Origin of the sequence: Orientia tsutsugamushi str. Boryong, from assembly GCF_000063545.1 — a bacterium.
GTDB lineage: Bacteria > Pseudomonadota > Alphaproteobacteria > Rickettsiales > Rickettsiaceae > Orientia > Orientia tsutsugamushi_C.
Genome location: NC_009488.1, coordinates 1,009,347 through 1,033,129, shown reverse-complemented (window position 1 = coordinate 1,033,129; position 23,783 = coordinate 1,009,347). Strand labels below are relative to the sequence as shown.

Sequence of the window (23,783 nt, the reverse complement as noted above, 5' to 3'; positions counted from 1 at the left end):
ATAGACTTCTTTCGAAACTGGTTAACGTAGTTCAAAATTATAAATACCAGAGATCAAATTAAAACTAAGAACGAATCTTTTACGTCTATTTCGATATTTGTCAGCAATAATCTTGAACCGTTTTAGCATAGCAATAACGTTTTCATTGACAACTCTTTCTCATGCTAACCTACGATTATTCTTTTTATCATTTTTAGTTAAAGGATTTTTCTTGCTTTTTTTCTTTGGCAATTCAGAATTATTGTGAATTTTTTGTATACCTTGATATCCTGTATCAGTAATCGCTTTAACTTTAGGATGAATAAGAATTTTGGATTCCTTAAATAATCTAAAGTTATGTTTTTTACCGTTAGAAAAATCTGTACATATTACTTGGTGCGTTTTCTTGTTTACCACTATTTGAGTTTTTAGTGTATGCCTTTTCTTCTTTCCTGAATAATAGAATTTTTGTTTTTTTATGTCTTTCTATATGAGTCTCAGTAGCATCAATCAAGACTACTTCATATTCATAATTCATATCACTCTTCATTATAGCTTTACGACCTGGAAGAGCAAAGTTTAGGTGTTTAACTAGGGTGTCTTCTACCCATTTTACAGCTTTATATGCTCAACTTTCACTAATCCCATAGTTCTGACCTATATGGAAATAAGTACGATATTCTCTAAGGTATTCTAATGCCAATCCAGCAACTGTTCCTCCAAATTAGGCTTATTTTTACGCCCACCTTTTGATTTCTTAAGACCATCAGCTTTCCTCAAAATATTCACCATCTTTGAAAATGTTCCCTTCCTTACTCCTGTTAATCGACTAAATTTTTCATCCTTCAACTCTTTAATCTGATCGAATTTCATTATTACCTCAAATCAGATCTTTATAACACTATTCTACATCATTCTCTAGTTTCAAAAGAAGTCTATTGATTATAAGATGAAGCTTGAAAACTAAGAACCAGCCATAACTACTTTTACCAATTTTAGAAATTTTGTTAAAAACTCTATTGCTGGAGGTACGTTTATTATGACAAATTGTTAACTTTGTAGCATCGATGTAATATATACCAGCCTCTTCTCCTTTCAGATAATGCATTAATACGACTAATGGTAGCAACATTCTAGGCCACAGTTGTATTATTCTACTATAGCTTGGTAAGCAAAAGTATCCTTTATACTTATAACTCAAGTAATATAGATAATAATTTTTACAATCCTTGCATGGAGATAAATAAAAATATATCGCTATTGTTAATAACTCAGCTAAGGACAACTTCCCATCTCAGTTTCTTTGATTATTACTTGGTATTAATCTCTTTCTCTCCCACTCTTGATATATCTTGCAAAAATTGTCTATTAAATAGTATACTGTTATAATACATTTTTTCATGTTGGGTTATTCCTTGTTTATTTAAATTTTTTTATAACTCAACATTCTCACTTTGTATACCTTTTTTCACTACCTTCCATATTGTCACTTATCCTAAATTGCCGTTATTAGAGTATTTACCTACATGATTTAAATCCTATTAAAAAAATGCTTTCAAGCTAAATCAAGAAGAATAAAATATCACTGTGACTTAGACACTCTTTTCAAAAAGTATATAACATAACTGTTTGATAGTGGTTTAGCTATATCAAACTGCGTTTTTACTAAGTTAGATGTTTGTTAACATCACATAATTACTTTATTCTAGATAAAATATTGTCTAATTTTTCCAGGTTAGAAAAAAAAATAGTTATTTTCCCTCCATGATTTGAGTTTTCAATGAAAACTTTTGTATTTAATCTCTGTGATAGATTTTGTGTAAGTATACTTAATTCATCTAATTCTGAGCTAGTGGAATACTTAATTACGTGATTATATTTGTCTAACTTGTTTGGATTAGTTAGTTTTTTTATGTATTTTTCTGTTTGTCGAACATTTAAGTTTTGCTTAATAATAGTTTCAGCAATTTTAATAGCATCTTCATGTCCAATAAGAGTTCTAGCATGTCCCATAGTAATTTTGCCTTGAATTAGACTATCTTTTACCGGTATAGGTAAACTGTTGAGCCTTAATACATTAGCAATATGGCTACGACTTTTACCTAAAATTTTACTTAGGCTATCTTGAGTAAAATTGAACTCTTCAATTAACTTTAAGTATCCTTCAGCTTCTTCAATAATATTTAATTTTTGTCTTTGAATATTTTCAATTAGTGCAACTTGTAGCACCTGATCATTATCAATATCTCTAATAACAACTGGTACTTCGATTAAATTTGCAATTTTTGCTGCTCTCCACCTACGTTCTCCAGCAATTATAATATATTTGCTTTGATCTTCAGTTTTGTTAACAATGATTGGCTGTATTATACCATGAACTAGTATTGATTCAGATAGCTCAACTAAACTATCATGATCAAAAGATTTACGTGGTTGATATGGATTAACAGTTAACTGATTTATATTTAAAATACTAACAGAATCGTTTTGAGAAATAGTACTGGAAGAACTGCTAATATTATCATTTAGTAAAGCTGATAATCCTCTTCCTAATCCTCTAGTTTTAGATGTACGCATTTATATATCCATTAGTTGTTACCTAATATTTCCTTAGCTAAGTGCATGTATGCTATAGATCCTAAACATTTATGATCGTATAAGATTACTGGTTTACCAAAAGATGGAGCCTCTGATATTCTTACATTTCTTGGAATGACAGTCTTAAATACTAGATCTTCTAGATGCTTTCTGACATCCTCTTCAACTTGTAAAGTTAATTTATTTCTTCTATCATGCATGGTTAATAATATACCTTGAATTTTTAGATTAGGGTTAAAATTTTTTTTAAACCTATCAATAATCTTTAACAGTTGGCTTAACCCTACTAAAGCTAAAAATTCACATTGCATAGGAATAATTACCTGAGTAGCTGCCATTAAAGCATTTAAAGTTAGTAATCCAAGTGAAGGTAAACAGTCAACTATTATATAATCATATTGAGATTGAATATTACTAAGAGCGGATTTCAACTTTGATTCTTTTGCTTCTTGGGAAACGAGTTCAATTTCAGTAGCACTAAGATCCATATTTGAAATTATTATATCTAAGTTAGGTACTATAGTTGGTGTTATTAATGACTGAACAATATTGTATGCTTGCTCAGGAATATTAATGTTATGGTTAACGAAAACCTGATATATACTTTTATCAGTACTAAGCTTATTTATTCCAAATCCTATTCCTACATTTCCTTGAGGATCTAGGTCAACAAGAAGCGTTTTTTTTCCTGTGGCAGCAAATGCTGTAGCTAAGTTAGTAGCAGTAGTAGTTTTACCTACACCACCTTTTTGATTAACAATAACTATAATTTGTGCGTTGTAACTCATTGATTGTTATATTCTAATTTCTAGTATCCATGAACTATCATCAGTACAACTTTGATATAGCGTATAGTTAAATTTATTATGTAATAATGCTTGAGTGATCTCATGCTGATAATTCTTACCTTTTAAAATTAAATATTTGTCTTTAACAGTGAATTGCTTTGTATGTGACAATATTGTACTTAAATTTGCTAATGCTCTTACAGTAACAAGATCACATTTTACCTTTAGATTTTGTATTCTATCATTTATAATTTCAATTTTTTGATCAGATAATTGAGCTGCTTGTAGTAAAAAAGCAGCTTTGCGACTATCAGATTCTATTAATATTACATTTTTTATTCCTGATATAGATAGTACTACTCCAGGGAATCCAGCTCCACTACCTAAATCTGCAACAATAATATCTTTATTATGAATATAATTTAATAATTGTATAGAGTCAAAAATGTGCCTTTGCCAAAAATTTTGTAAAGTAGTTGCTGAAACTAAATTAATTGTTGAATTCCATTTGCTTAATAGAGAATAATACTCTTTAAATTTATTAAATGTTTCACGTGAAACATTATAATTAATATTTAAAAAATCATATATTTGCTGAAGCATATTTATGTTACTAAAATTATCTATTAATTAATGGCAAAGTTATTTTCTAGAAATTATAATGAATATCATATTATAAATAATGTTTCACGTGAAACATTATTTATAAATCACTTTGTTATAATCTCATATACAATAGTTAAAGTTAATGCAAACTATGAACTCTAAAACTTATACACTTGGTGAACATTTAGCTGAACTTAAGGTTAGAATACTAAAAGTACTAATTTGTTTTTTTTTAGCTTGTGGAATAAGTTACTACTATAGCAAAAATATATATCATTTTTTGACTATTCCACTCAAAAATATCTTACCAGATCAGAATCATAGAATAATATATACTGGTTTAGCAGAGGGTTTTTTTACTTATTTGCAGTTGTCATTTTACACAGGATTTCTAATTATTATTCCAATATTATCAGCACAAATTTATTTGTTTATTGCGCCAGGATTGTATAAATCTGAAAAAATCTATTTTAAAATTTTAATGTTTATGTCGCCAATATTATTTTATATTGGAAACTTATTTGTCTTTTATTTTGTTATACCTAATGCGTGTCATTTTTTTTTAGGATTTGAGTCGCTAAAAGAAAATGAACTTCCAATAGTTTTAGAAGCAAGAATGAGTGAATATTTAACTTTATTAATTCAATTTAGTCTAGCATTTGGAATTTCTTTTGAATTACCATTAATACTAATAACATTAAATGTATTGAATATTATTTCAATATCTACATTAATACAAAAACGAAGAATAGCTATAGTATTAAACTTTATAATAGCTGCTATATTAACTCCACCAGATATTCTCAGTCAGTTTGCTCTTGCAACTCCATTGATTTTGTTATATGAGGCTTCTATAATAATATGTAAAATTTTAAAATTGAGGACAAATGCTGGACATAAAATGGATTAGAGCAAACCCAGATAAACTTGATGAATCACTAAGCAAACGAGGAATTGATTCAGTATCTAAATCAATAATACATATTGATTCAGAAAAAAGAACATTAATATCTCTAATTCAGAAATTACAGCATGAAAGAAAAGAAAAATCTAACAGTGTAGCACATATTTATGACAAATCAAGTACTGATTTTGAAGAAATACAAAACGATGTTAAGCTGATCAATCAAAAGATAACTGAATTAGAAACTTCATTATTGCATCATGAAAAAAGGTTATCTGAGATTATGGATAACCTTCCTAATTTAGTAGCTGATGATGTACCCTATGGTACCAATAGTGATATGAATAAAGTGCTTAAAGAATGTGGCACAATTCAAAATATCAAATTCCCTAAACATCATTATGAAATTGGAAAAAATTTAGGAATGATCGATTTTAATACAGCTACTAAGATGTCAGGCAGTAGGTTTGTAATTTTAAAACATGATCTTGCGAAACTTGAAAGAGCTTTAATCAATTTTATGATTGATGTACATACTACTGAGTTTAATTTTTTTGAAGTTTCTCCGCCATGCTTAGTTAAGGACCATGCTATGTATAATGTTGGCCAACTACCTAAATTTGCTGATGCATCATTTGAGACTACAACTGGATATAGATTGATACCTACTGCAGAAGTGCCATTAACGAATATTTTTGCTAATACTACTTTATTAGAAGAAAAATTACCAATAAGATTGGTAGCGTTTACTCCTTGCTTTAGATCAGAAGTAGGAAGCGCTGGCAAAGACGTTAAAGGTATGTTGCGAATGCATCAATTTGGTAAAGTAGAACTTTTTACTATCGCTACACCTGAAGAATCAAATAGAGAATTTGAGTATCTTACTACTGCTGCTGAAACAATTCTAAAAAAATTATGTTTACCATATAGAGTAGTGTTATTATGTAGCGGGGATATAGGATTTGCAGCTCATAAAACATATGATCTTGAAGTGTGGTTACCAGCACAAAATTGTTATAGAGAAATTTCAAGCTGTTCACATTTTAGTTCTTTTCAAGCTAGAAGATCACTAAGTAAATATAGAGAACTTTGCTCTAAAAAAGTTAATTTTCTACATACAATCAATGGATCTGGACTTGCTGTTGGCAGAACTATAATTGCTATTCTAGAAAATTATCAAAATCCAGATGGATCAGTTACCATTCCTGAAAAGCTTAGGAATTACATGGGAGGGCAGAAACTGATTACACCTTTAACAGAAACAGTATTTTGATTTACTGTAAATTGTTCTTTATTTTAGTTACCATCTTGTATAAATCAGATTTATTATAAAGTTTGTTGCTAGTATTATAAATTAAATTTACAATGTCTTTTGTTGTAGAATTCTGATTGATAAGTTTAAATATTCTGTCTTCTATTGAACATGTTACTTGCTCAATATCAGATTTTGTTATAGATTGCTGAGAAATTAGTAATACTATTTCTCCTTTTGCTATATTATTCTGATAATATTGAATCATTGCATTAGCTTTCATTCTTTTTACTTCTTGATGAATTTTTGTTAACTCGCGTGCAACACAGATTTCAATGTCACCTAAAATTTTTAATATGCTGCTAAGAGATGAAAGTAATCGCTTAGCGGTTTCAAGCATGATAATGGTTAAGTTAGAGTTATATAGAGTTTTTAGAAGCTTCTCTTTAGCAGTAGTAGTTTTAGGCAAAAATCCTAAAAATATAAATTTATCTGTTGACATACCTGAAATTGTTAATGCAGCAATAACAGAACAAGCTCCAGGAATTATATCAACATAGCAATCATTCTCCTGAAGAAACTTTACAAGTTTATAACCAGGATCTGATATTAAAGGTGTACCTGCATCAGAAATTATGCTAACTACTTCCTTATTAGTAATAAGATGCTTTATATATTCTCTAGTTTTAAGTGTGCTATAGTCATTATATAATATCATTTTCTTGCTAATATTATATTCTGCTAGTAGTTTTTTTGATTTTCTAGTATCTTCGCATAATATATAGCTCGAACATTGCAATACTTCTAGCGCTCTAAGTGTAATATCTTTAAAGTTACCAATAGGAGTAGAAACAATATATAATCCAGGTTTATAGGGCATGCTTAAATAAAAATTAAGTTAATACAAAATTAAATAATTAATTCAATGATTTTCAATAACTTTACCTAAAAGAATTATGAAGTAGTTGCAATAAAAGATGCTTATTAATATAATGTCTTTGATGTCAAAAATCACAAGTAGATTATTAGTAATTATTGGGTTGGTGCAGATATTAAAATTAAGCACTCGTAGCTTAACTGGATAGAGTATTGCCCTCCGAAGGCAAAGGTTGTTGGTTCAAATCCAATCGGGTGCACCAAAAAGTGTTATTTTCTTGACTCCATAAAGTTACAAAACATCTACATCACTACACAATAAAATTAATAAGCATTTTGCAGCTTGATAGCCTTCAAAAGAAAATGTTATGTTTTATATACAATCAAATTTAGGACTATCTTATCTTCAAAAGCTACGTAATAGCAAATTACGACAAATATTATGGCCAATTAGGTCGCCAGAACTAATGAAATTCATTTTAATGGCTTTATTAATGTTTGCTGTTCTATTAAATCAAAATGTTGTTAGAGCTATTAAAAATACTATTGTAACAACTCAAATTGGAGCAGAGTCAATTAGTTTCATAAAGTTTTGGGGAGAAATGCCAATTGGATTTCTGTTTATCATTTTTTACTCAAAATTATGCAATGTAGTTACAGCTGAAAAAGTGTTTAGAATTATAGTTCTATCTTTTTTACTATTCTTTGCATCTTATAGTTTTATCATTTTGCCAAATCATACTTTATTTTATCCAAATCCTGAAACTGTTGAACTATATATATTACAATTTCCTCACTTTAAATGGTTTATAAAAATGTGGGGACATTGGGGCGATGTATTATTTTACATCATAGGTGAGTTATGGCCAATTGTAGTTTTTTCATTACTTTATTGGCAGTTAGCTAATAAAATTACTACTACTGAAGAGGCTGGTCATTTTTATCCATTCCTTACTTTATTTGGGCAATCTAATTTACTTATATCTGGTAATATAGTGGTATATTTTTCTAGGGAAAATCATATTTTAACAAAATGGTTTGGTAGCGAGCTAAGTAAAGATGAATTATCGATAAAATCATTAATGATAATTGTTATTCTATCAACAATTATCATATTGTTATTACATCGTTTGATAGAAACTTACATAATACACTCACTCAAAAATAATAGTATACGCTCAAGCAGTAATGAATACTCCAAAATGAATTTTAAAGAAAGCATAAAAGTAATTCTATCATCGAGCTATTTGTGGCGAATTTGTTGTATGATTATCTCTTATAGTATTGTAATAAATATTATAGAAGGAGTATGGATGTCTAAGACTCAAGAGTTATATTCTACTACCGAGCAATTTATGGCATATCAAGGTACAACTCTTATTTATACAGGAATAAGTTCAATAATATGTTCATTCTTAAGTTGTAGTATAATCTGTTATTTAGGATGGTACTGGGGAGCAGTTATTACACCAGTAATAATTTTAGTTATTGGTACATGTTTTTTTAGCAGTATTGCATTTGAAAATTATCTTGTATCAATAATAAAAGATGGTATGTCTACATTATATATTATTGTATTAATTGGAACTATACAAAATGTTTTAGCTAAAGGAGTAAAATACTCAGTATTTGATGCTACAAAGGAAATGGCTTATATTCCTCTTAATGATGAAATGAAAACTAAAGGCAAAGCAGCAGTTGAAGTTGCTGGAGCTAAAATAGGTAAAGCAGTTAGTAGCATTATGCAGTTTGCAATTTTTTCAATTATGCCATCTATAAAATATGATGATATTATTATATTCTTAACTATATTCTTTATTATTGTATGTATAATTTGGATATTAAATGTAAAATTCTTATATAAAGATTATATTTTACTAGTAGCTAATAATAAAAAATAAATAACTTTTTAGTTATATAATTAATATTATTTCCTAAAATTACTGTTTAATAATGCTTACTAAAGAAGATTTTAGAAATAAGTATCAATATCATCAGGCAACACCAATGTTGCAGCAATATCTTGATATAAAATTTACACATCAATGCTGTATTCTCTTATTTCGTGTAGGAGACTTTTACGAATTGTTTTTTGATGATGCTATTGTTGTGAGTAAGTTACTAGGTCTTATTTTAGCTAAAAAAGGCAAACATGCTGGTCAAGATTTACCAATGTGCGGAATACCATATCATGCCTTAGAGTCTTATTTACCAAGATTAGTTGAACAAGAGCATAAAGTAGCATTATGTGAGCAGTTAGAATCGCCAGAAGAAGCTAAAAAAAGAAATGGATATAAAGCTGTAGTAAAAAGAGAAGTCGTAAGAATTATCACTTCTGGTACTATAACTGAAGAAAGTTTAATTAAAGCTAACGTTCCTAATTATTTAGCAGCAATTGTTATTCATAAAGATATAGCATCTATAGGATATTGTGATGTTAGCACTGCAGAATTTATAGTTATCGATGTTGCAATACATAATTTAACCAGTGAATTATCAAGAATAAATCCTAAAGAAATAATTTTATCAGAATCTTTACAGCATAATTCAGGTTTATTGGCTTTATTTGATAACTATAAGCAAAAAATAGTATACCAAGTAGAAAGTTATTTTTCATTTAATAAAGCTCAAAGAGTTATTCAAAATTATTACGAAATTATTACAATTGATTCTATTGGTAGTCTTAATAGTACTCAAGTATCAGCAGTAGGAGCTATTCTTGAGTATCTTAGCATTATGCAAAAGCATAGTAAATCTAAGTTACCGTTTCCACAGATAGTAAGTTATGAAAACTTCATGTTAATTGATGCTTCAGCAAGAAAAAATTTAGAGCTAACATCTACTTTAAGCGGAAATTTTAAAGGTAGTTTATTATCAATAATTGATGCTACAGTAACAAATCAAGGTGGTAGGTTATTACATAAGTTTTTGTCAACGCCTTTAGCAGAAGTTAACTTGATTAACTCAAGATTACAAATAACGGATTTCTTTTACCAAAATTTACAGTTAGTTGAAAATTTAAGACAACTTGTTAAGTTGGTACCAGATATAGAACGAGCACTAAGCAGAATATTAATAGCAAAAGCACTACCTAAAGACTTGGAATCTATAAAAATATCTTTAAAGATAGCATTAAGCATTAAAAAAGAGTTAAATAAAGTTTTAGAAGAAGGAAATACCCCTAAATACCTAGAGGAAATTTATAATCCATTATTCGGAGATAATGAATTATATGAGCTACTAGACTCAGCTTTGTTAGATGATTTATCCAATAGTGCTAATGATTGTGGATTTATTAAAAGTAGTTATAGCACTAAGTTGGAAGAATTACGAAATTTAATTCACAACAGTTCTAACTTTATTGAACAATTAAAGTTACAATATCGTCAAGAAACATGCATTGAGACATTAAAAATCTGTCATAATAATGTTTGGGGAATGTTTATTGAGGTTAGTAGTAAGAATGCTCATAAAATTACTGATTCAAAATTTGTACATAAGCAAACTACTACTACTGCTGTTCGATTTACCACTACTGAATTACAGACTTTAGAAGCTAAAATGCTAAATGCTAAGACAATGGCAGCAGCTCTTGAACAAGAGATTTTAGCTGAGCTATGTAAAGCTATATCTTTAAAGTCTGAAAAATTAAGTCACTTAGCAAAAAGTATTAGTTTAATAGATGTATTTTGTAATTTTGCTTATATATCACATGAATATAATTACTGCAGACCAGAGATAACAAGTGATTTAGCCTTCAATATTGTTGATGGCAGACATGCTGTAATTGAAAAATTAATAACAAAAAAGCATGAAAGTTTTATTAGTAATGACTGTAATTTACAAAACGATCAACGAATATGGTTAATTACTGGTCCAAATATGGCAGGTAAAAGCACATTTTTGCGACAGAATGCAATAATTGTAATACTTGCTCAGATAGGTTGCTATGTTCCAGCTCAATCTGCTCAAATTGGTGTGGTTGATAAGTTATTTAGTCGTATTGGAGCAGCAGATGATCTTGCTAGTGGACAGTCTACTTTTATGGTTGAAATGGTGGAAACATCTGTGATTCTAGCTCAATCCACATTTATGTCGCTTGTAATATTAGATGAAATTGGTCGAGGTACTTCTACTTATGACGGCATTTCAATTGCATGGTCTTGTCTTGAATATATTCATTCTAACATTCGCTGTCGATGTTTGTTTGCGACTCACTACCATGAATTAGTAGATCTTGCATCAAAATTACTGTCATTAAAAAATTTTACTGTTAAAATTCATGACTCAAATGATAAATTATCATTTTTATACAAGATTATTGAAGGAGCAGCAAATAAATCTTACGGAATACATGTTGCAGAACTTGCTGGCTTACCTAGGATAGTACTTAATAGAGCTAAGGAAATATTACTAGAGCTTGAACACAATAAAGTAAATATCAATCAATCTAACAACAACATTACAAAAAGTATAGATATAGCTGTACCACCTTATCCTGTTAAAACAATAGAAATTATAAAACAACTTAATCCTGACCAACTAACCCCTAAAGAAGCCTTAAGTATAATTTATAAAATTAAAAACACAATCTTATTAGAAGAAGATGAAAAAATGATATGACCTATAATGTTGACTTAAATTAATATTAACTGATATGTTAAAGAATATTGCGGATAGATAATATAAAATATTTTGGAGTTAAAATGCCTGCTTTATCACTCGAACTAATACTTAGTAAGATAAACATTGACTTTATTAGACTAAGAAAGCTAAATTATGTAGTTTCAATTCTACTAATTATATTTAGTATAGCTAGTCTATTAATTTTTAAGCTTAACCTTAGCACTAGCTTTATTGGTGGAATAAATTTAGAGGTTAAAATATCTCCTCTACAGCAACTAAGCTCAATTCGATCAGCTTTAAATAATGCAGATCTTGGTAAATTATCTATACATAATTTTGGAGCTGAAGATGTTTTCTCAATTAAAATAGCAAACAAATCTCAAGATAATAATAATATTGGCTTAATAACTAACAAAGTAAAAAGCATTCTAGAAACACAACTCAATTGTAAAGTTACGTTAAGAAAAACTAGTTTTATTGGACCACAGGTAAGTAGATATTTAGTTAAGTCTAGTATTAAAGCTTTAGCTCTAGCTCTTGTTGGAATCGCTATATATGTATGGATTCGTTTTAAATGGCAATTTGGTGTAGGTATATTAGTTGCAATTATGCATGATGCTATATTGTCTATGGGATTTATGAGTATTAGTGGCCTTGAATTTGATTTAAGTAGTGTAGCAGCTTTACTGACAGTTATTGGTTATTCAGTAAATGATTCAGTTATTATATATGATCGTATTAGGGAAAATATGAATAAAAACAATATTTCTAGTAAACCTATTGAAGACATAATCAATATCAGTATTAGAGCAACATTATCAAGAACTATATTAACTGTATTTACAACTTTGTTAGCAAACTTAGCACTAATATTATTTGGCGGAGCTGCTATTAAAAGTTTCAGTATTCTTGTATTTATTGGTATTATAGTGGGAACTTACTCATCAATATTTGTTTCAGCACCAATACTAATGCTGTTTAATATTCAACATCAAAAAAAGCTGTAGTTAATATACACGAGTTTAATATAATTGAGAAAGCGCAGGTAAGGCAAAGAAAGAGAAAGATAATTTAAACTTGGAAAAGAAACAGAAATTTTGTTATGCTTAAAAATATAAGCAAGGACATTAGTTTTAAAATTCATAACAGACCTATGGTGAGTATAATAACGCCAATTTAGGATAAGGTAAAATATGAAAGGTAGTGAATAAAAGGTATACAAAGAAAGAATGTTAAGTTAAAAAGAAAATTTAAATAAAAAAGGAATAACCAAACATGAAAAAATGTATTATAACAGTATACTATTTAATAGATAATTTTTGCAAGATATATCAAGAGTTGAAAAGAAAGAGATTAATAACGCCAATTTAGGATAAGTTGAGAGAAGAAAAAGAAGAGGAGATAAGATAGGGATTAAGTTTGGAGATAGAATAAGAAGCAATTATATGAACAAAGAAATTAATAGGAGAGCGATGTCGAGTATGCTCTAAATGCATATGTTTTTTTAGTACATTAAAAACAGACTCAATTAAGGAACGTTTATTTAATAAACGCTTATCATCTATGTCCAATAAATATGTTTTCATATCTTTGCGAAGATTAGTAAATAAACGTAGACCATTGGACAACAGTTGATGAAATAACTCTTTAGATATGTAAGCTTTATCACCAAACAATTTACCAGATAAGCCTTCAGAAATAACTAAAGCTATAGATAGATCGCTTTTATTGCCTTTAGTAATTTTAACTGATATTATTTCGCTTTTATTATTAGACTTCTTTCGAAACTATACAATGATGTAAAATGGTGTTATAAAAATCTGATTTGAAGTAATAATGAAATTAGATCAGATTAAAGAGTTAAAGGATGAAAAATTTCGTCGATTAACAGTAGTAAGGAAGGGAACATTCTCAAAGATGGTGGATATTTTGAGGAAAGCTGATGGTGTTAAGAAATCAAAAGGAGGGCGTAAAAATAAGCTCAATTTGGAGGAACAGTTATTGATGGCCTTAGAATACCTTAGAGAATACCGTACTTATTTTCATATAGGTCAGAACTATGGGATTAGTGAAAGTTCAGCATATAAAGCTGTTAAATGGGTAGAAAACACCTTAGTTAAACACCAAAACTTTGCTCTTTCAAGTCGTAAAACTCTAATGAAGAGTGATATGAATTATGAAGTAGTCTTGATTGATGCTACTGAGAGTCCTATAGAAAGACTCAAAAAAACAAAAATTCTATTATTCAAAAAAAGAAGAAAAGGCATACACTAAAAACTCAAATAGTGGTAGACAAGAAAACGCACCAAGTAATATGCACAGATTTTTCTAACGGTAAAAAACATGACTTTAGATTATTTAATGAATCCAAAATTCTTATCCATCCTAAGGTTAAAGCGATTACTGATACAGGATATCAAAGTATACAAAAAATTCACAATAATTCTGCATTACCAAAGAAAAAAAGCAAGAAAAATCCTTTAACTAAAAATGATAAAAAGAATAATCGTAGGTTAGCAGGAGAAAGAGTTGTCAATGAAAATGTTATTGGTATGCTAAAACGGTTCAAAATTATTGCTGACAAATATCGAAATAGACGTAAAAGAATTCGGTCTTAGATTTAATTTGATCTCTGTCATTTATAATTTTGAACTACCTTAACCAGTTTCGAAAGAGGTCTATTGATTATAATATGTAGCTTAAAGCCTAAGAACCAGCCATAACTACTCTTACCAATTTTAGAAATTCTGTTGAAAACTCTATTACTGGAAATGCGTTTGTTATGACAAATTGCTAACTTTGTAGAATCGATGTAATATATACCAGTCTCTTCTCCTTTCAGATAAGGCATTAATACAGCTAGCGGTAGCAACATTCTAGGCCACAGTTGTATTATTCTACTATAACTTGGTAAACAAAAGTATTCTTTATACTTATAACGCAAGTAATATAGATAATAATTTTTAAAATCCTTGCATGAAGACAAATAAAAATATATCGTTATTGTTAATAACTCAGCTAAGGACAACTTTCCATCTCTGTTCCTTTGATTACTACTTGGTATTAATCTCTTTCTCTCCCACTCTTGATATATCTTGTAAAAATTGTCTATTAAATAGTATACTGTTATAATACATTTTTTCATGTTGGGTTATTCCTTGTTTATTTAAATTTTTTTTATAACTCAACATTCTCTCTTTGTATACCTCTTATTCTCTACATTTCATATTCCAACTTATCCTAATCTGGAGTTTTAAATCTACTGTTTTTGCCTTCTATTCGTTTAGTTAAATCTTTATTTTCAATAATTCTTGCCTTGCCTTATATTGATTACTTTCTCTAAGCACTTCTATTTTCTATAGCAATCAATTAGTACGATCAGATTATCGACCATTTAACATACTCTGTGTAGTCCAATTACTTGGCTTACTCACATACTTTGCTCTTTCTGACATGTTATCTACTTCATTTAGGTAAACATTGCTTAAAACTCCAGAATAGGATAAGGTAAAGTATGAAAGTCATAGAATAAAAGATATACAAAAAGATAATGTTAAGTTACAAAGAAAATTTAAATAAACAAGAAATAACCCAGCATGAAAAAATGTATCATAACAGTATACTATTTAATAGATAATTTTTGCAAGATACATCAAGAGTAGAAAAAAATTAATACTAAGTAGTAACCCAAGAAACAAAGATAGAAAGTTATCCTTAGCTAAGTTATTAACAATACTGATATATTTTTATTTGTCTCCATGCAAGGATTTTAAAAATTATTATTCTATCATAGTTTTTAAATGAGGACGTTTATGAAAATTTGCATTATCTATCACAACTACAGAATTATTCGGTAATTTTATGAATTAAATACTGTTCTATCACACAGTTAAAAATAGTAGTATTAACATTACAGTCAAAAACTGATACGGTTAGCAGAAATTTATCTACTAATGCTCCTATAACATTAGTTCTATTTGATAGATGCAAATTATGAACACCAGTAAACATCTCATGTATCTTGCTGCATATACGTAAGTTCTAGAAGTGCACTAGGAACAAAACTGCTCTCATCTGTAAAGATGACAACTTTTCCTATGTTTTTGTACCTTTTTATCTTATTCTGAAATTTTAATCTTTCTTCTTTTTTTCCTTCGAATGTTTTATAGCTTTTTTTATATGTAATATTTAATCTCTTTAATGCTTTTTGTATACCTGACTTACTTACTCCTAGCCGTTCAGCCCTTTCATATTGATATGCATCACTATATTGTGATACATCTTCTTTTAGTTTATCAATAGAGATTTTTGTTGGAGCTCTGTTTCTGTTTTTTAACGGCAATATGTTTTTACTCCATACAAATACTGTATTTTTTCCTATCCAAAAACGTTTTGATACTTTTTCAAAACTAATTTTCTCTCTTTCCTTTATGTTCAGCACTTTTTTCCGAAAATCTATAGAATATGTCATACTAATTATTTTTTCATTACATCTTACTTATTATAACTGTTTTATAACGCCAATTTAGGATAAGAAAAAGTATGAAAGGCATAATAAAAAGGTATATAAGAGATATTATGTAATATCTTTAAATATAGTTTCAATTAATAACAGTTTATTTATTAATCACATGTCTGTAAATACAAATTTAGGATAAGAAACAATTAGAAATATATAATATACAAGTGTTACAATGGTCAATGTTCAGGTTATTAAGTATAGTATTATGAAAGAATATTTGTAGAAATATGAGCAATAAATAAACTGTTATTAATTGACACTACAGATAATATATAATTATACATTATCTCTTGTATATCTTTTATTCACTACCTTTCATATTTTCTCTTATCCTAAATTGGCGTTTATAGTGTTTAGCTATATAAATATTAAAAAAACTATCTTTCTATTTACTACTATATTTTTAAACTATTATTTTCTAAAAAACCAAATGCTAATGAGTAAATACGAGCATATTTTTACTTTTCTTGAGCTTCTGTAATATCATTTTTCTTATCTTTAGAATTAGCTGCTTTTTCAACTATGTCTGAAATTTCTGTAATAACGTTTTCTATTCTAATTATATGTTCATCATTAATAACAGCAATAATACATGGAGTTCCATCAAATATTTCAAACTTACTAATATTTACAGTATTAAGCATTAGCTGCTGAGCTAATATTTCATCTTTAAAACAATTAAGAAACTGATCTGCGGTAATACCTCCAATTTTTCCTATATCCTTCAGCCAATTCATGTAATTTTTGTTAAACACCCATTTATCTTGCTGCTCTAATAATGTAGTATGAAACTTATTCCACATTAATGTCCCACCACATCTAGATAGCATTGCTCCATCTAAATCTTGTTTTGAAGTTATAAACTCACGTGTAATGTAAGCTATTTTATTGGTATCTATAAATTTATGCTTAATTGTAGGAAAAATCTTTTCATGGTAGCGAGCACAATGATAACAAGCATATGAAAAATATTCAAAAATCTTAATATTAGAGTCTTTATTTCCTAGTACAATATCATACTTATTGATTTTTAATACTGAATTAATGGTTTCTTTCGAATTATTAGTAGAAATATTATTATCTTCATTAATATTGTTGTCTTGATCTTCAGAAGTAGTAGCAAGTTGGACATTATTATTGCCTATTTGTTGAGAGTTATCATGCTGATTAATATCATTAGTAGAACTTATATTACGTTCTACTAAATTGTCAGACTTGCTAAATACATGATATACAGCTATTAAACAGATTGCAGCTAATATATAGAAATTTCTGTGTAAGTATTTCATATTTAGTATTTATATTTATATGAGTTAGATATAGTGATTCTTGTAATCTATTACAGTTTACCATTCACACTTCATATCTCTAAAAAACTATATACTACTTAAAGTATACATTGTACATGTTATAACATAATTCACTATAATATGTGAATCAATTTTTATATTAGACTTCTTTCGAAACTATACAATGATGTAAAATGGTGTTATAAAAATCTGATTTGAAGTAATAATGAAATTAGATCAGATTAAAGAGTTAAAGGATGAAAAATTTCGTCGATTAACAGGAGTAAGGAAGGGAACATTCTCAAAGATGGTGGATATTTTGAGGAAAGCTGATGGTGTTAAGAAATCAAAAGGAGGGCGTAAAAATAAGCTCAATTTGGAGGAACAGTTATTGATGGCCTTAGAATACCTTAGAGAATACCGTACTTATTTTCATATAGGTCAGAACTATGGGATTAGTGAAAGTTCAGCATATAAAGCTGTAAAATGGGTAGAAGACACCTTAGTTAAACACCCAAACTTTGCTCTTCCAGGTCGTAAAGCTCTAATGAATAGCGATATGAATTATGAAGTAGTCTTGATTGATGCTACTGAGAGTCCAATAGAAAGACCCAAAAAAAACAAAAATTCTATTATTCAGGAAAGAAGAAAAGGCATACACTAAAGACTCAAATAGTGGTAGACAAGAAAACATACCAAGTAATATGTACAGATTTTTCTAACGGTAAAAAACATGACTTTAGATTATTTAAGGAATCCAAAATTCTTATCCATCCTAAGATTAAAGCGATTACTGATACAGGATATCAAGGTATACAAAAAATTCACAATAATTCTGCATTACCAAAGAAAAAAAGCAAGAAAAATCCTTTAACTAAAAATGATAAAAAGAATAATCGTAGGTTAGCAGGAAAAAGAGTTGTCAATGAAAACGTTATTGCTATGCTAAAACGGTTCAAAATTATTGCTGACAAATATCGAAATAGACGTAAAAGATTCGGTCTTAGATTTAATTTGATCTCTGGCATTTATAATTTTGAACTACCTTAACCAGTTTCGAAAGAGGTCTATTGCTTTCTGTTATTTTTTACAAGTATGGATTTAAAAAGAACAACGAAAGTTTAAAATCTGTAAATGTATTCTTGCACTGAAGTTTTGATATGAAGCAAAGATAAGGTATAACATACTTTACTTTAAACTGTGCTAGAGTAGAATATCAAAAAGCAATAACTCTGCAAGAAAATATGACAAAAAAAAATATAATGCAATTATACTCTAAAACCTGATAAAACTTAATTGTGTTAAGATTACTATAATTTTGATCCTGGTTTGTTTTTTGCTTTGAAATAATTTTTTGATGTTCTGCAGAATGCATGTTAATAACAAATAATTTTGTTATAATTATGTAACAATAAAAATATTTTAAACCATCATTATCAAATTATAACGTATACTAAGTTCATCAATTATGAATCTAATTTCTAAATTGAAAATTAGCGCTCAATTTGTCAAATATTAGTACATAACTTTTCGTTATGTTGTCGCAATTATCTTCAAGATATTATTGTCATATATAAAATTTTTGTAAAAATACGATATTGACAATAACTAAAAATATAGTACCGCTATAATTATTTTATTTTTAAGGTGTTTATAGTTTAAATAGAGAAAGATATAAAGCAAGTGTATTATATTATTGCAATTACAATATAAAATGAGGAAGTTTAAAATGCTAGCGTTAAATATAGACATAATTTTAGTTGGATTGTTCTTAATATCTAATCTAGCTATAGGATTATGGTATGGAAAAGAAGTAAAATCTACTAAAGATTATGCTCTTGGTGGAAGAAATTTTAGTACAGCAACGCTTACTGCAACTCTTATAGCTACCTGGATTGGTGGTAGTACTTTTAGTTTCAGAGTGTACCAAATATATTCAGTTGGAATACTTTCATTATTGTCTATTATAGGGCAAACATTATGTTTACTTATTTTTGCTTATATCTTAACTCCAAGAATGCAGGAGTTTTTTGGTAAGTTATCAGTTGCAGAAGTAATGGGTGATCTTTATGGTAAGCATATTAGAACTATTGTAGCTATTTGTTCCATTATTATATCATCAACAATGATTGCTATGCAAATCAAAGTCTTTTCTGCAGTATTTAATCATTTTTTAGGACTAGACAGTGTTTATGCTACTTTGCTTAGTAGTGCAGTAGTAATTATATATTCAGCATTTGGTGGGGTTAGGGCTGTAGTATTTACTGATATTTTTCAAGCTTTGGCTTTTGGAGTGTTTATTCCAACTTTGGCAATGCTAATTTGGGGAATGTTTGGTAGTTGGGATTCTATAGTGAATACCTTAACTACGAATCATATGTTTAATCCTAAAATATTACTAGACTACCATAATAGTAATACACTAAAATATTATGGAGTATTTTTCTATGATGTAATTCCTTGCTTTCTACCAGCTTCATTTCACAGAGTTTTAATAGCTCGTAATACAGAACAGGCAGCTAATGCTTTTAAAATTATGACTGTTATATATTTATTGTTTTGTTTTTTTGCGGGATGTATAGGATTAACGCTTCTGTCATCGAACCAGAATATAGAAGCTAGCAATTTAATACCATATATAATAGATAGCTATTCTTACGCTGGATTTAAGGGATTAGTAGTAATTGGAATATCTGCAATGATTATGTCAACAGCTGATTCGTATATTAATTCTGCTTCTGTTATCTTTGTTAACGACTTATGTAAACCTTTAGGTTTATTTCAAAACAATATTAAATTAGAACTTACAGCAGTTAGAATATTTGCTATAGTTATCGGAGTAGTAGGATTATATGTAGCACTATTACAAAGAAATTTGTTAGATATATTGTTATTTGGAGCTAGTTTTTATATTCCAACGGTAGGAATACCATTATTATTTACAATTCTAGGTTTTAGAACTACTACTAGAGTAATATTAGCTGGAATGATTGCTGGAATTTCAACTTCATTTATTTGGAATACATATTTTAATACAGCAATTCCAATAGGTGATCTTATACCAGCAACTATAGCAAATTTTGTTGTAATGATGATAATGCATTACTCTCTTGGAGAGTTAGGTGGATGGGTTGGGCCTAGTAATTGCAAACAAAAACTGAATGTTTAACAAAAACGTGGAGTCTGCACCAGAGTTTGATATTTGATATAAGAATAATATATCAAATATTACTAATCTTTGATCAAAAGTAGTAGGTGTTAAGGTAAAACTAACAATTGCTCCATGATGATTAAACTATATGTAGTTTTTATCACAAAAACCTATTACATAGACTTTTTACTCATTTTTGCTATATTTTGAAACATTTTGTAATTATAAATTCTTGAATTATGAAATATTGCCTAATTAGCAAAAGTGGTTACACTTTGTAAAATTTGAAAATAATGCAGCATGGTTGAGTAAAAATACTACATAATGTACCTGATTTCATCCTTACTAAAAAACATGGAATAGCATAGAGTAAAAATTTTTACTTTTTCTACAGATACAAGTATGTTTAAAATAACAATCTTTGTATCAATTCATAAAACTTGCCAATACAACAATATAAACTTTATGTGTTCATTTAAAAACAAAAAAATATTCTTACTTGATGGCTATCCATTCATTTTTAGAGCATATTTTGTTAATCAAGATCTTACATCCCATAATGGCAATCCAATTGGTGGAGTATATGGATTTGCTACAATGATCATGAATATCATTAGTGAATTTAATCCTGAATACATGGTTGTAGTGTTTGATACTGGATTAGATAATTTTCGTCATAAGATTTATCCTGAGTATAAAAGTCATAGGCCAGAATTACCTTCTGAGCTAAAAATACAATTTCCATTAGTTAGGGAGATTGTAAAATATCTAAATATTAACACAATTGAAATGGAAGGTGTGGAAGCAGATGATGTTATTGCTTCCTTGGCTAATAAATTTGGCAATGCATCAGATGAAATTATTATTGTTTCATCTGATAAGGACCTATTACAATTAGTTAATAATAAAGTTTACATATACGATCCAATAAAAAAGCAATATATCAGAGAAAAAGAAACTATAGAAAAGTTAGGAGTTAGACCTTCTCAAGTAAGAGATTTTCTGTCATTAACTGGGGATGTGTCTGATAATATTCCAGGAATCCCAGGAATTGGCCCTAAGACTGCTATTAAACTTCTGGAACAGTTTGATAGCTTAAATAATATTTTGCATAATTATGCAAATATTGCTTCACCTAGACATAGAAAACTTATAGAAGAGCATCGTCAGCTAGCAGAATTGTCATGGCAATTAGTTGGGCTAAAACAAGACCTGAATCTTAACTTGTCTGTTGAGAATCTACGCTGGTCTCCTCCTAATGCTGAACAAATACGCACACTAATCCATAAATTTGGATTTACATCGCTCATTACAAAAGCTTCTAAGCTTTTTAAGCTTGAATTAAGTCATCTTATTGCAAAGTATCCTCTTTCTAGAGCTAGCAATATTAGCAAAATAGAAATTACTAACCCTGAAATATGGCTACAGGTAAAAAATAAAGCTCAAGAAAGTGGTTATCTTGCTGTTTTATTAGAGAAAGAAAAAAATAATTATATAAGTATAACGTTTTCTTTAGATTTGCATAAGTTATATTTTATTGACTTAACAGCAATTACATCTAAAGAACAGAACCGTGCAATAGCAACTAATCCATGGTGGAAGTCATCAATCATTGAGCTTTTGCTTGATAGTTCTATTCAAAAAATTACTTATAATCTTAAGGAATTATTAATATTTTTATTAAACTTTTTGCGCACTGAAATTACATCAGCTAGTTGTATAGATGATATAATGTTAATGCATTATATTTTATCAGCTGGCAAAAACGATCTTTCTTTGAATGAAATTATACAAACCTATAATAAATCTTATTCAGAACAATATTCAGAAAACAAAGTTTGCTGGCTAAAAAATACTTTCGATAATTTAATGTCAGAGTTATTTAAGAATAAGCTATTGCATTGTTATTATGAAATAGATCTGCCAATATGCTATATATTACGTAATATAGAAAATAATGGAATTAAAATTAATGTACCATTGCTAAAAGAGTTGTCAGCTCAGTTAAAACATAAAATTGAGCTGCTCGAACAGCAAATTTATAAGATTTGTGGTCAAGAATTTAACATCGCTTCTCCAAAACAATTGGGGGAAATATTATTTGACGTTTTAAAGCTGCCTCATGCTAAAGTTTCTCAAAAAACTAAATCTTACTCTACAGATTCAGAAGTGCTAGAAAATTTAAGTCGTGCTGGAATTAAGATAGCAGATCTACTATTAAAATGGCGCCAATTAACAAAACTGTTAACTACATATATAGATACATTACCAACTCAAATTAATAACAACACTTTCAGAATACATACTACTTTGCTACAAACCTCTACTACTACAAGTAGATTAAGCTCGCATTCACCTAATTTACAAAATATTCCAATAAGATCAGAATATGGATTAAAGGTGAGATCAGCATTTGTTGCACCTCAAGGCTCTAAAATTTTATCTGCTGATTATTCTCAAATAGAATTACGCATACTTAGTTATTTTGCTAATATAGAACAGTTAAAGAATGTTTTTATTATGGGCGAAGACATTCACAGTAGTACTGCTGCTCAGATCTTTAAGATTAATGCTGATCAAGTAACAGAAGAGCATAGAAGAAAAGCTAAAGCAATAAATTTTGGTGTAATTTACGGTATCAGTGCTTTTGGAGTAGCAAAACAGTTAAATATTAGCAATACAGAAGCAGCGCAATATATTAATCATTACTTTCAAGAATATCCATCTATAAGACAATATATGGATGAAACAAAAAAATTTGCAGTTGAGAATGGTTATGTCAAGAATATGATAGGTAGAAGATGTTATATTCCATTAATCAATAGTTCTAATTTAACAACAAGAAATTTTGCTCAACGAGCTGCAATTAATGCACCAATTCAAAGTACTGCTTCTGACATAGCAAAAATTGCTATGATTCAATATGAAAAACTCATATATTCTAAATACCCAGCAATAAAATTATTATTACAGGTTCATGATGAATTAGTTTTTGAATTACCTAACGAGTTAGTAGATACTGCATGCAATTTAATAAAATGCACTATGGAAAACATACCGTACTTTTCTTTTCCATTAAAAGTTGAGTTAAAAATTGGAGATAACTGGGGAGAGATGCAAAAGGTGAAGTTTTAACAGTTTGCAAAATTGAACATATTATTATATTAATACGCAAAAAAATTAGGAAAACAT

14 protein-coding genes, 1 tRNA gene and 6 pseudogenes are annotated in these 23,783 nt (G+C 28.4%); 10 read left to right on the top strand and 11 right to left on the bottom strand.

Annotated elements, in window-relative coordinates:
* Window positions 1-21: 21 nt before the first annotated feature.
* The 5 genes and pseudogenes from OTBS_RS12120 to rsmG form a co-directional block, all read right to left on the bottom strand.
* Window positions 22-852: pseudogene (locus OTBS_RS12120) on the bottom strand (IS5 family transposase).
* Between the two features lie 64 nt (window positions 853-916).
* Window positions 917-1,240, bottom strand: a pseudogene (locus OTBS_RS17900) (transposase); the annotation flags it as partial.
* Window positions 1,241-1,674: 434 nt separating this feature from the next.
* Window positions 1,675-2,556 carry a ParB/RepB/Spo0J family partition protein gene (locus OTBS_RS04945; protein WP_011944756.1) on the bottom strand — a complete coding sequence of 294 codons (882 nt, stop codon included), beginning with the start codon at window positions 2,554-2,556 and terminating at the stop codon, window positions 1,675-1,677.
* Between the two features lie 11 nt (window positions 2,557-2,567).
* A complete protein-coding gene (locus tag OTBS_RS04940) occupies window positions 2,568-3,365 on the bottom strand; it encodes a ParA family protein (RefSeq protein ID WP_011944755.1) in 798 nt (265 codons plus the stop codon).
* A 6-nt stretch (window positions 3,366-3,371) separates the two neighbouring features.
* On the bottom strand, window positions 3,372-3,968 hold the full coding sequence (gene rsmG / locus OTBS_RS04935; RefSeq protein ID WP_011944754.1) for a 16S rRNA (guanine(527)-N(7))-methyltransferase RsmG: 597 nt from the start codon (window positions 3,966-3,968) through the stop codon (window positions 3,372-3,374).
* Window positions 3,969-4,113: 145 nt separating this feature from the next.
* On the opposite strand from rsmG, the gene tatC reads away from it, so the two are divergent.
* Together tatC and serS are read left to right on the top strand one after the other, a co-directional pair.
* Window positions 4,114-4,881, top strand: a complete 768-nt coding sequence (gene tatC, locus OTBS_RS04930; RefSeq protein WP_011944753.1) for a twin-arginine translocase subunit TatC — start codon at window positions 4,114-4,116, stop codon at window positions 4,879-4,881.
* Window positions 4,859-6,148, top strand: coding sequence for a serine--tRNA ligase (gene serS / locus OTBS_RS04925; RefSeq protein ID WP_011944752.1), 1,290 nt, complete (start codon window positions 4,859-4,861; stop codon window positions 6,146-6,148). Before tatC ends, serS begins: the two co-directional genes overlap by 23 nt.
* A 1-nt stretch (window position 6,149) precedes the next feature.
* On the opposite strand, the gene rsmI is transcribed toward serS, so the two are convergent.
* On the bottom strand, window positions 6,150-7,007 hold the full coding sequence (rsmI, locus tag OTBS_RS04920; protein ID WP_011944751.1) for a 16S rRNA (cytidine(1402)-2'-O)-methyltransferase: 858 nt from the start codon (window positions 7,005-7,007) through the stop codon (window positions 6,150-6,152).
* A gap of 182 nt (window positions 7,008-7,189) precedes the next feature.
* Here rsmI and OTBS_RS04915 point away from each other — a divergent pair.
* The 4 genes from OTBS_RS04915 to secF all read left to right on the top strand — a co-directional run bounded on the left by OTBS_RS04915 (window position 7,190) and on the right by secF (window position 12,636).
* Window positions 7,190-7,266 (top strand) — tRNA-Arg (locus OTBS_RS04915).
* A gap of 105 nt (window positions 7,267-7,371) precedes the next feature.
* Window positions 7,372-8,904 (top strand): Npt1/Npt2 family nucleotide transporter, encoded by a 1,533-nt coding sequence (locus tag OTBS_RS04910; protein WP_011944750.1) that lies wholly within the window; start codon window positions 7,372-7,374, stop codon window positions 8,902-8,904.
* A gap of 52 nt (window positions 8,905-8,956) precedes the next feature.
* Window positions 8,957-11,626, top strand: coding sequence for a DNA mismatch repair protein MutS (mutS, locus tag OTBS_RS04905; protein ID WP_011944749.1), 2,670 nt, complete (start codon window positions 8,957-8,959; stop codon window positions 11,624-11,626).
* 83 nt (window positions 11,627-11,709) lie between these two features.
* Window positions 11,710-12,636, top strand: coding sequence for a protein translocase subunit SecF (gene secF, locus OTBS_RS04900; RefSeq protein WP_041621243.1), 927 nt, complete (start codon window positions 11,710-11,712; stop codon window positions 12,634-12,636).
* Between the two features lie 360 nt (window positions 12,637-12,996).
* On the opposite strand, the pseudogene OTBS_RS12115 reads toward secF, so the two are convergent.
* Window positions 12,997-13,401 (bottom strand): annotated as a pseudogene (locus tag OTBS_RS12115) (transposase); the annotation flags it as partial.
* A 64-nt stretch (window positions 13,402-13,465) separates the two neighbouring features.
* On the opposite strand from OTBS_RS12115, the pseudogene OTBS_RS12110 reads away from it, so the two are divergent.
* A pseudogene (locus tag OTBS_RS12110) lies at window positions 13,466-14,290 on the top strand (IS5 family transposase).
* A 19-nt stretch (window positions 14,291-14,309) separates the two neighbouring features.
* Here the strand turns inward: OTBS_RS12110 and OTBS_RS04885 are convergent.
* The 4 genes and pseudogenes from OTBS_RS04885 to OTBS_RS04870 all read right to left on the bottom strand — a co-directional run.
* Window positions 14,310-14,774: pseudogene (locus OTBS_RS04885) on the bottom strand (transposase); the annotation flags it as partial.
* Between the two features lie 701 nt (window positions 14,775-15,475).
* Entirely contained in the window at window positions 15,476-15,640 is a 165-nt protein-coding gene (locus OTBS_RS12100; protein WP_232488925.1) for a hypothetical protein, read from the bottom strand.
* A 1-nt stretch (window position 15,641) separates the two neighbouring features.
* The gene (locus OTBS_RS04875) at window positions 15,642-16,100 is read right to left on the bottom strand and encodes an IS630 transposase-related protein (RefSeq protein ID WP_232488924.1); all 459 of its coding nucleotides are present in this window, start codon (window positions 16,098-16,100) and stop codon (window positions 15,642-15,644) included.
* A 509-nt stretch (window positions 16,101-16,609) separates the two neighbouring features.
* Window positions 16,610-17,440: a thioredoxin domain-containing protein gene (locus tag OTBS_RS04870; protein ID WP_011944747.1), complete on the bottom strand. Its 831-nt coding sequence runs from the start codon at window positions 17,438-17,440 to the stop codon at window positions 16,610-16,612.
* A 226-nt stretch (window positions 17,441-17,666) separates the two neighbouring features.
* Here OTBS_RS04870 and OTBS_RS12095 point away from each other — a divergent pair.
* From OTBS_RS12095 to polA, 3 genes and pseudogenes are all read left to right on the top strand, one after another.
* Window positions 17,667-18,490, top strand: a protein-coding gene (locus OTBS_RS12095) for an IS5-like element ISOt6 family transposase (protein WP_157866375.1) whose coding sequence is annotated in 2 segments (ribosomal slippage) — window positions 17,667-18,054 and window positions 18,054-18,490 — 825 coding nt in all. Because the reading frame shifts where the segments join, the coding sequence is not laid out codon by codon here.
* A 679-nt stretch (window positions 18,491-19,169) separates the two neighbouring features.
* Window positions 19,170-20,606: pseudogene (locus OTBS_RS04855) on the top strand (sodium:solute symporter family protein); the annotation flags it as partial.
* A 450-nt stretch (window positions 20,607-21,056) separates the two neighbouring features.
* Window positions 21,057-23,726, top strand: a complete 2,670-nt coding sequence (gene polA / locus OTBS_RS04850; protein WP_041621487.1) for a DNA polymerase I — start codon at window positions 21,057-21,059, stop codon at window positions 23,724-23,726.
* Window positions 23,727-23,783: the final 57 nt, after the last annotated feature.

Excerpts from the sequence above, each read along its gene's own strand:
- OTBS_RS04945 (WP_011944756.1), bottom strand. The coding sequence starts at position 2,556 with ATGCGTACATCTAAAACTAGAGGATTAGGAAGAGGATTATCAGCTTTA.
- OTBS_RS04940 (WP_011944755.1), bottom strand. The coding sequence starts at position 3,365 with ATGAGTTACAACGCACAAATTATAGTTATTGTTAATCAAAAAGGTGGT.
- rsmG (WP_011944754.1), bottom strand. The coding sequence starts at position 3,968 with ATGCTTCAGCAAATATATGATTTTTTAAATATTAATTATAATGTTTCA.
- tatC (WP_011944753.1), top strand. The coding sequence starts at position 4,114 with ATGCAAACTATGAACTCTAAAACTTATACACTTGGTGAACATTTAGCT.
- serS (WP_011944752.1), top strand. The coding sequence starts at position 4,859 with ATGCTGGACATAAAATGGATTAGAGCAAACCCAGATAAACTTGATGAA.
- rsmI (WP_011944751.1), bottom strand. The coding sequence starts at position 7,007 with ATGCCCTATAAACCTGGATTATATATTGTTTCTACTCCTATTGGTAAC.
- OTBS_RS04910 (WP_011944750.1), top strand. The coding sequence starts at position 7,372 with ATGTTTTATATACAATCAAATTTAGGACTATCTTATCTTCAAAAGCTA.
- mutS (WP_011944749.1), top strand. The coding sequence starts at position 8,957 with ATGCTTACTAAAGAAGATTTTAGAAATAAGTATCAATATCATCAGGCA.
- secF (WP_041621243.1), top strand. The coding sequence starts at position 11,710 with ATGCCTGCTTTATCACTCGAACTAATACTTAGTAAGATAAACATTGAC.
- OTBS_RS12100 (WP_232488925.1), bottom strand. The coding sequence starts at position 15,640 with ATGTTTACTGGTGTTCATAATTTGCATCTATCAAATAGAACTAATGTT.
- OTBS_RS04875 (WP_232488924.1), bottom strand. The coding sequence starts at position 16,100 with ATGACATATTCTATAGATTTTCGGAAAAAAGTGCTGAACATAAAGGAA.
- OTBS_RS04870 (WP_011944747.1), bottom strand. The coding sequence starts at position 17,440 with ATGAAATACTTACACAGAAATTTCTATATATTAGCTGCAATCTGTTTA.
- polA (WP_041621487.1), top strand. The coding sequence starts at position 21,057 with ATGTGTTCATTTAAAAACAAAAAAATATTCTTACTTGATGGCTATCCA.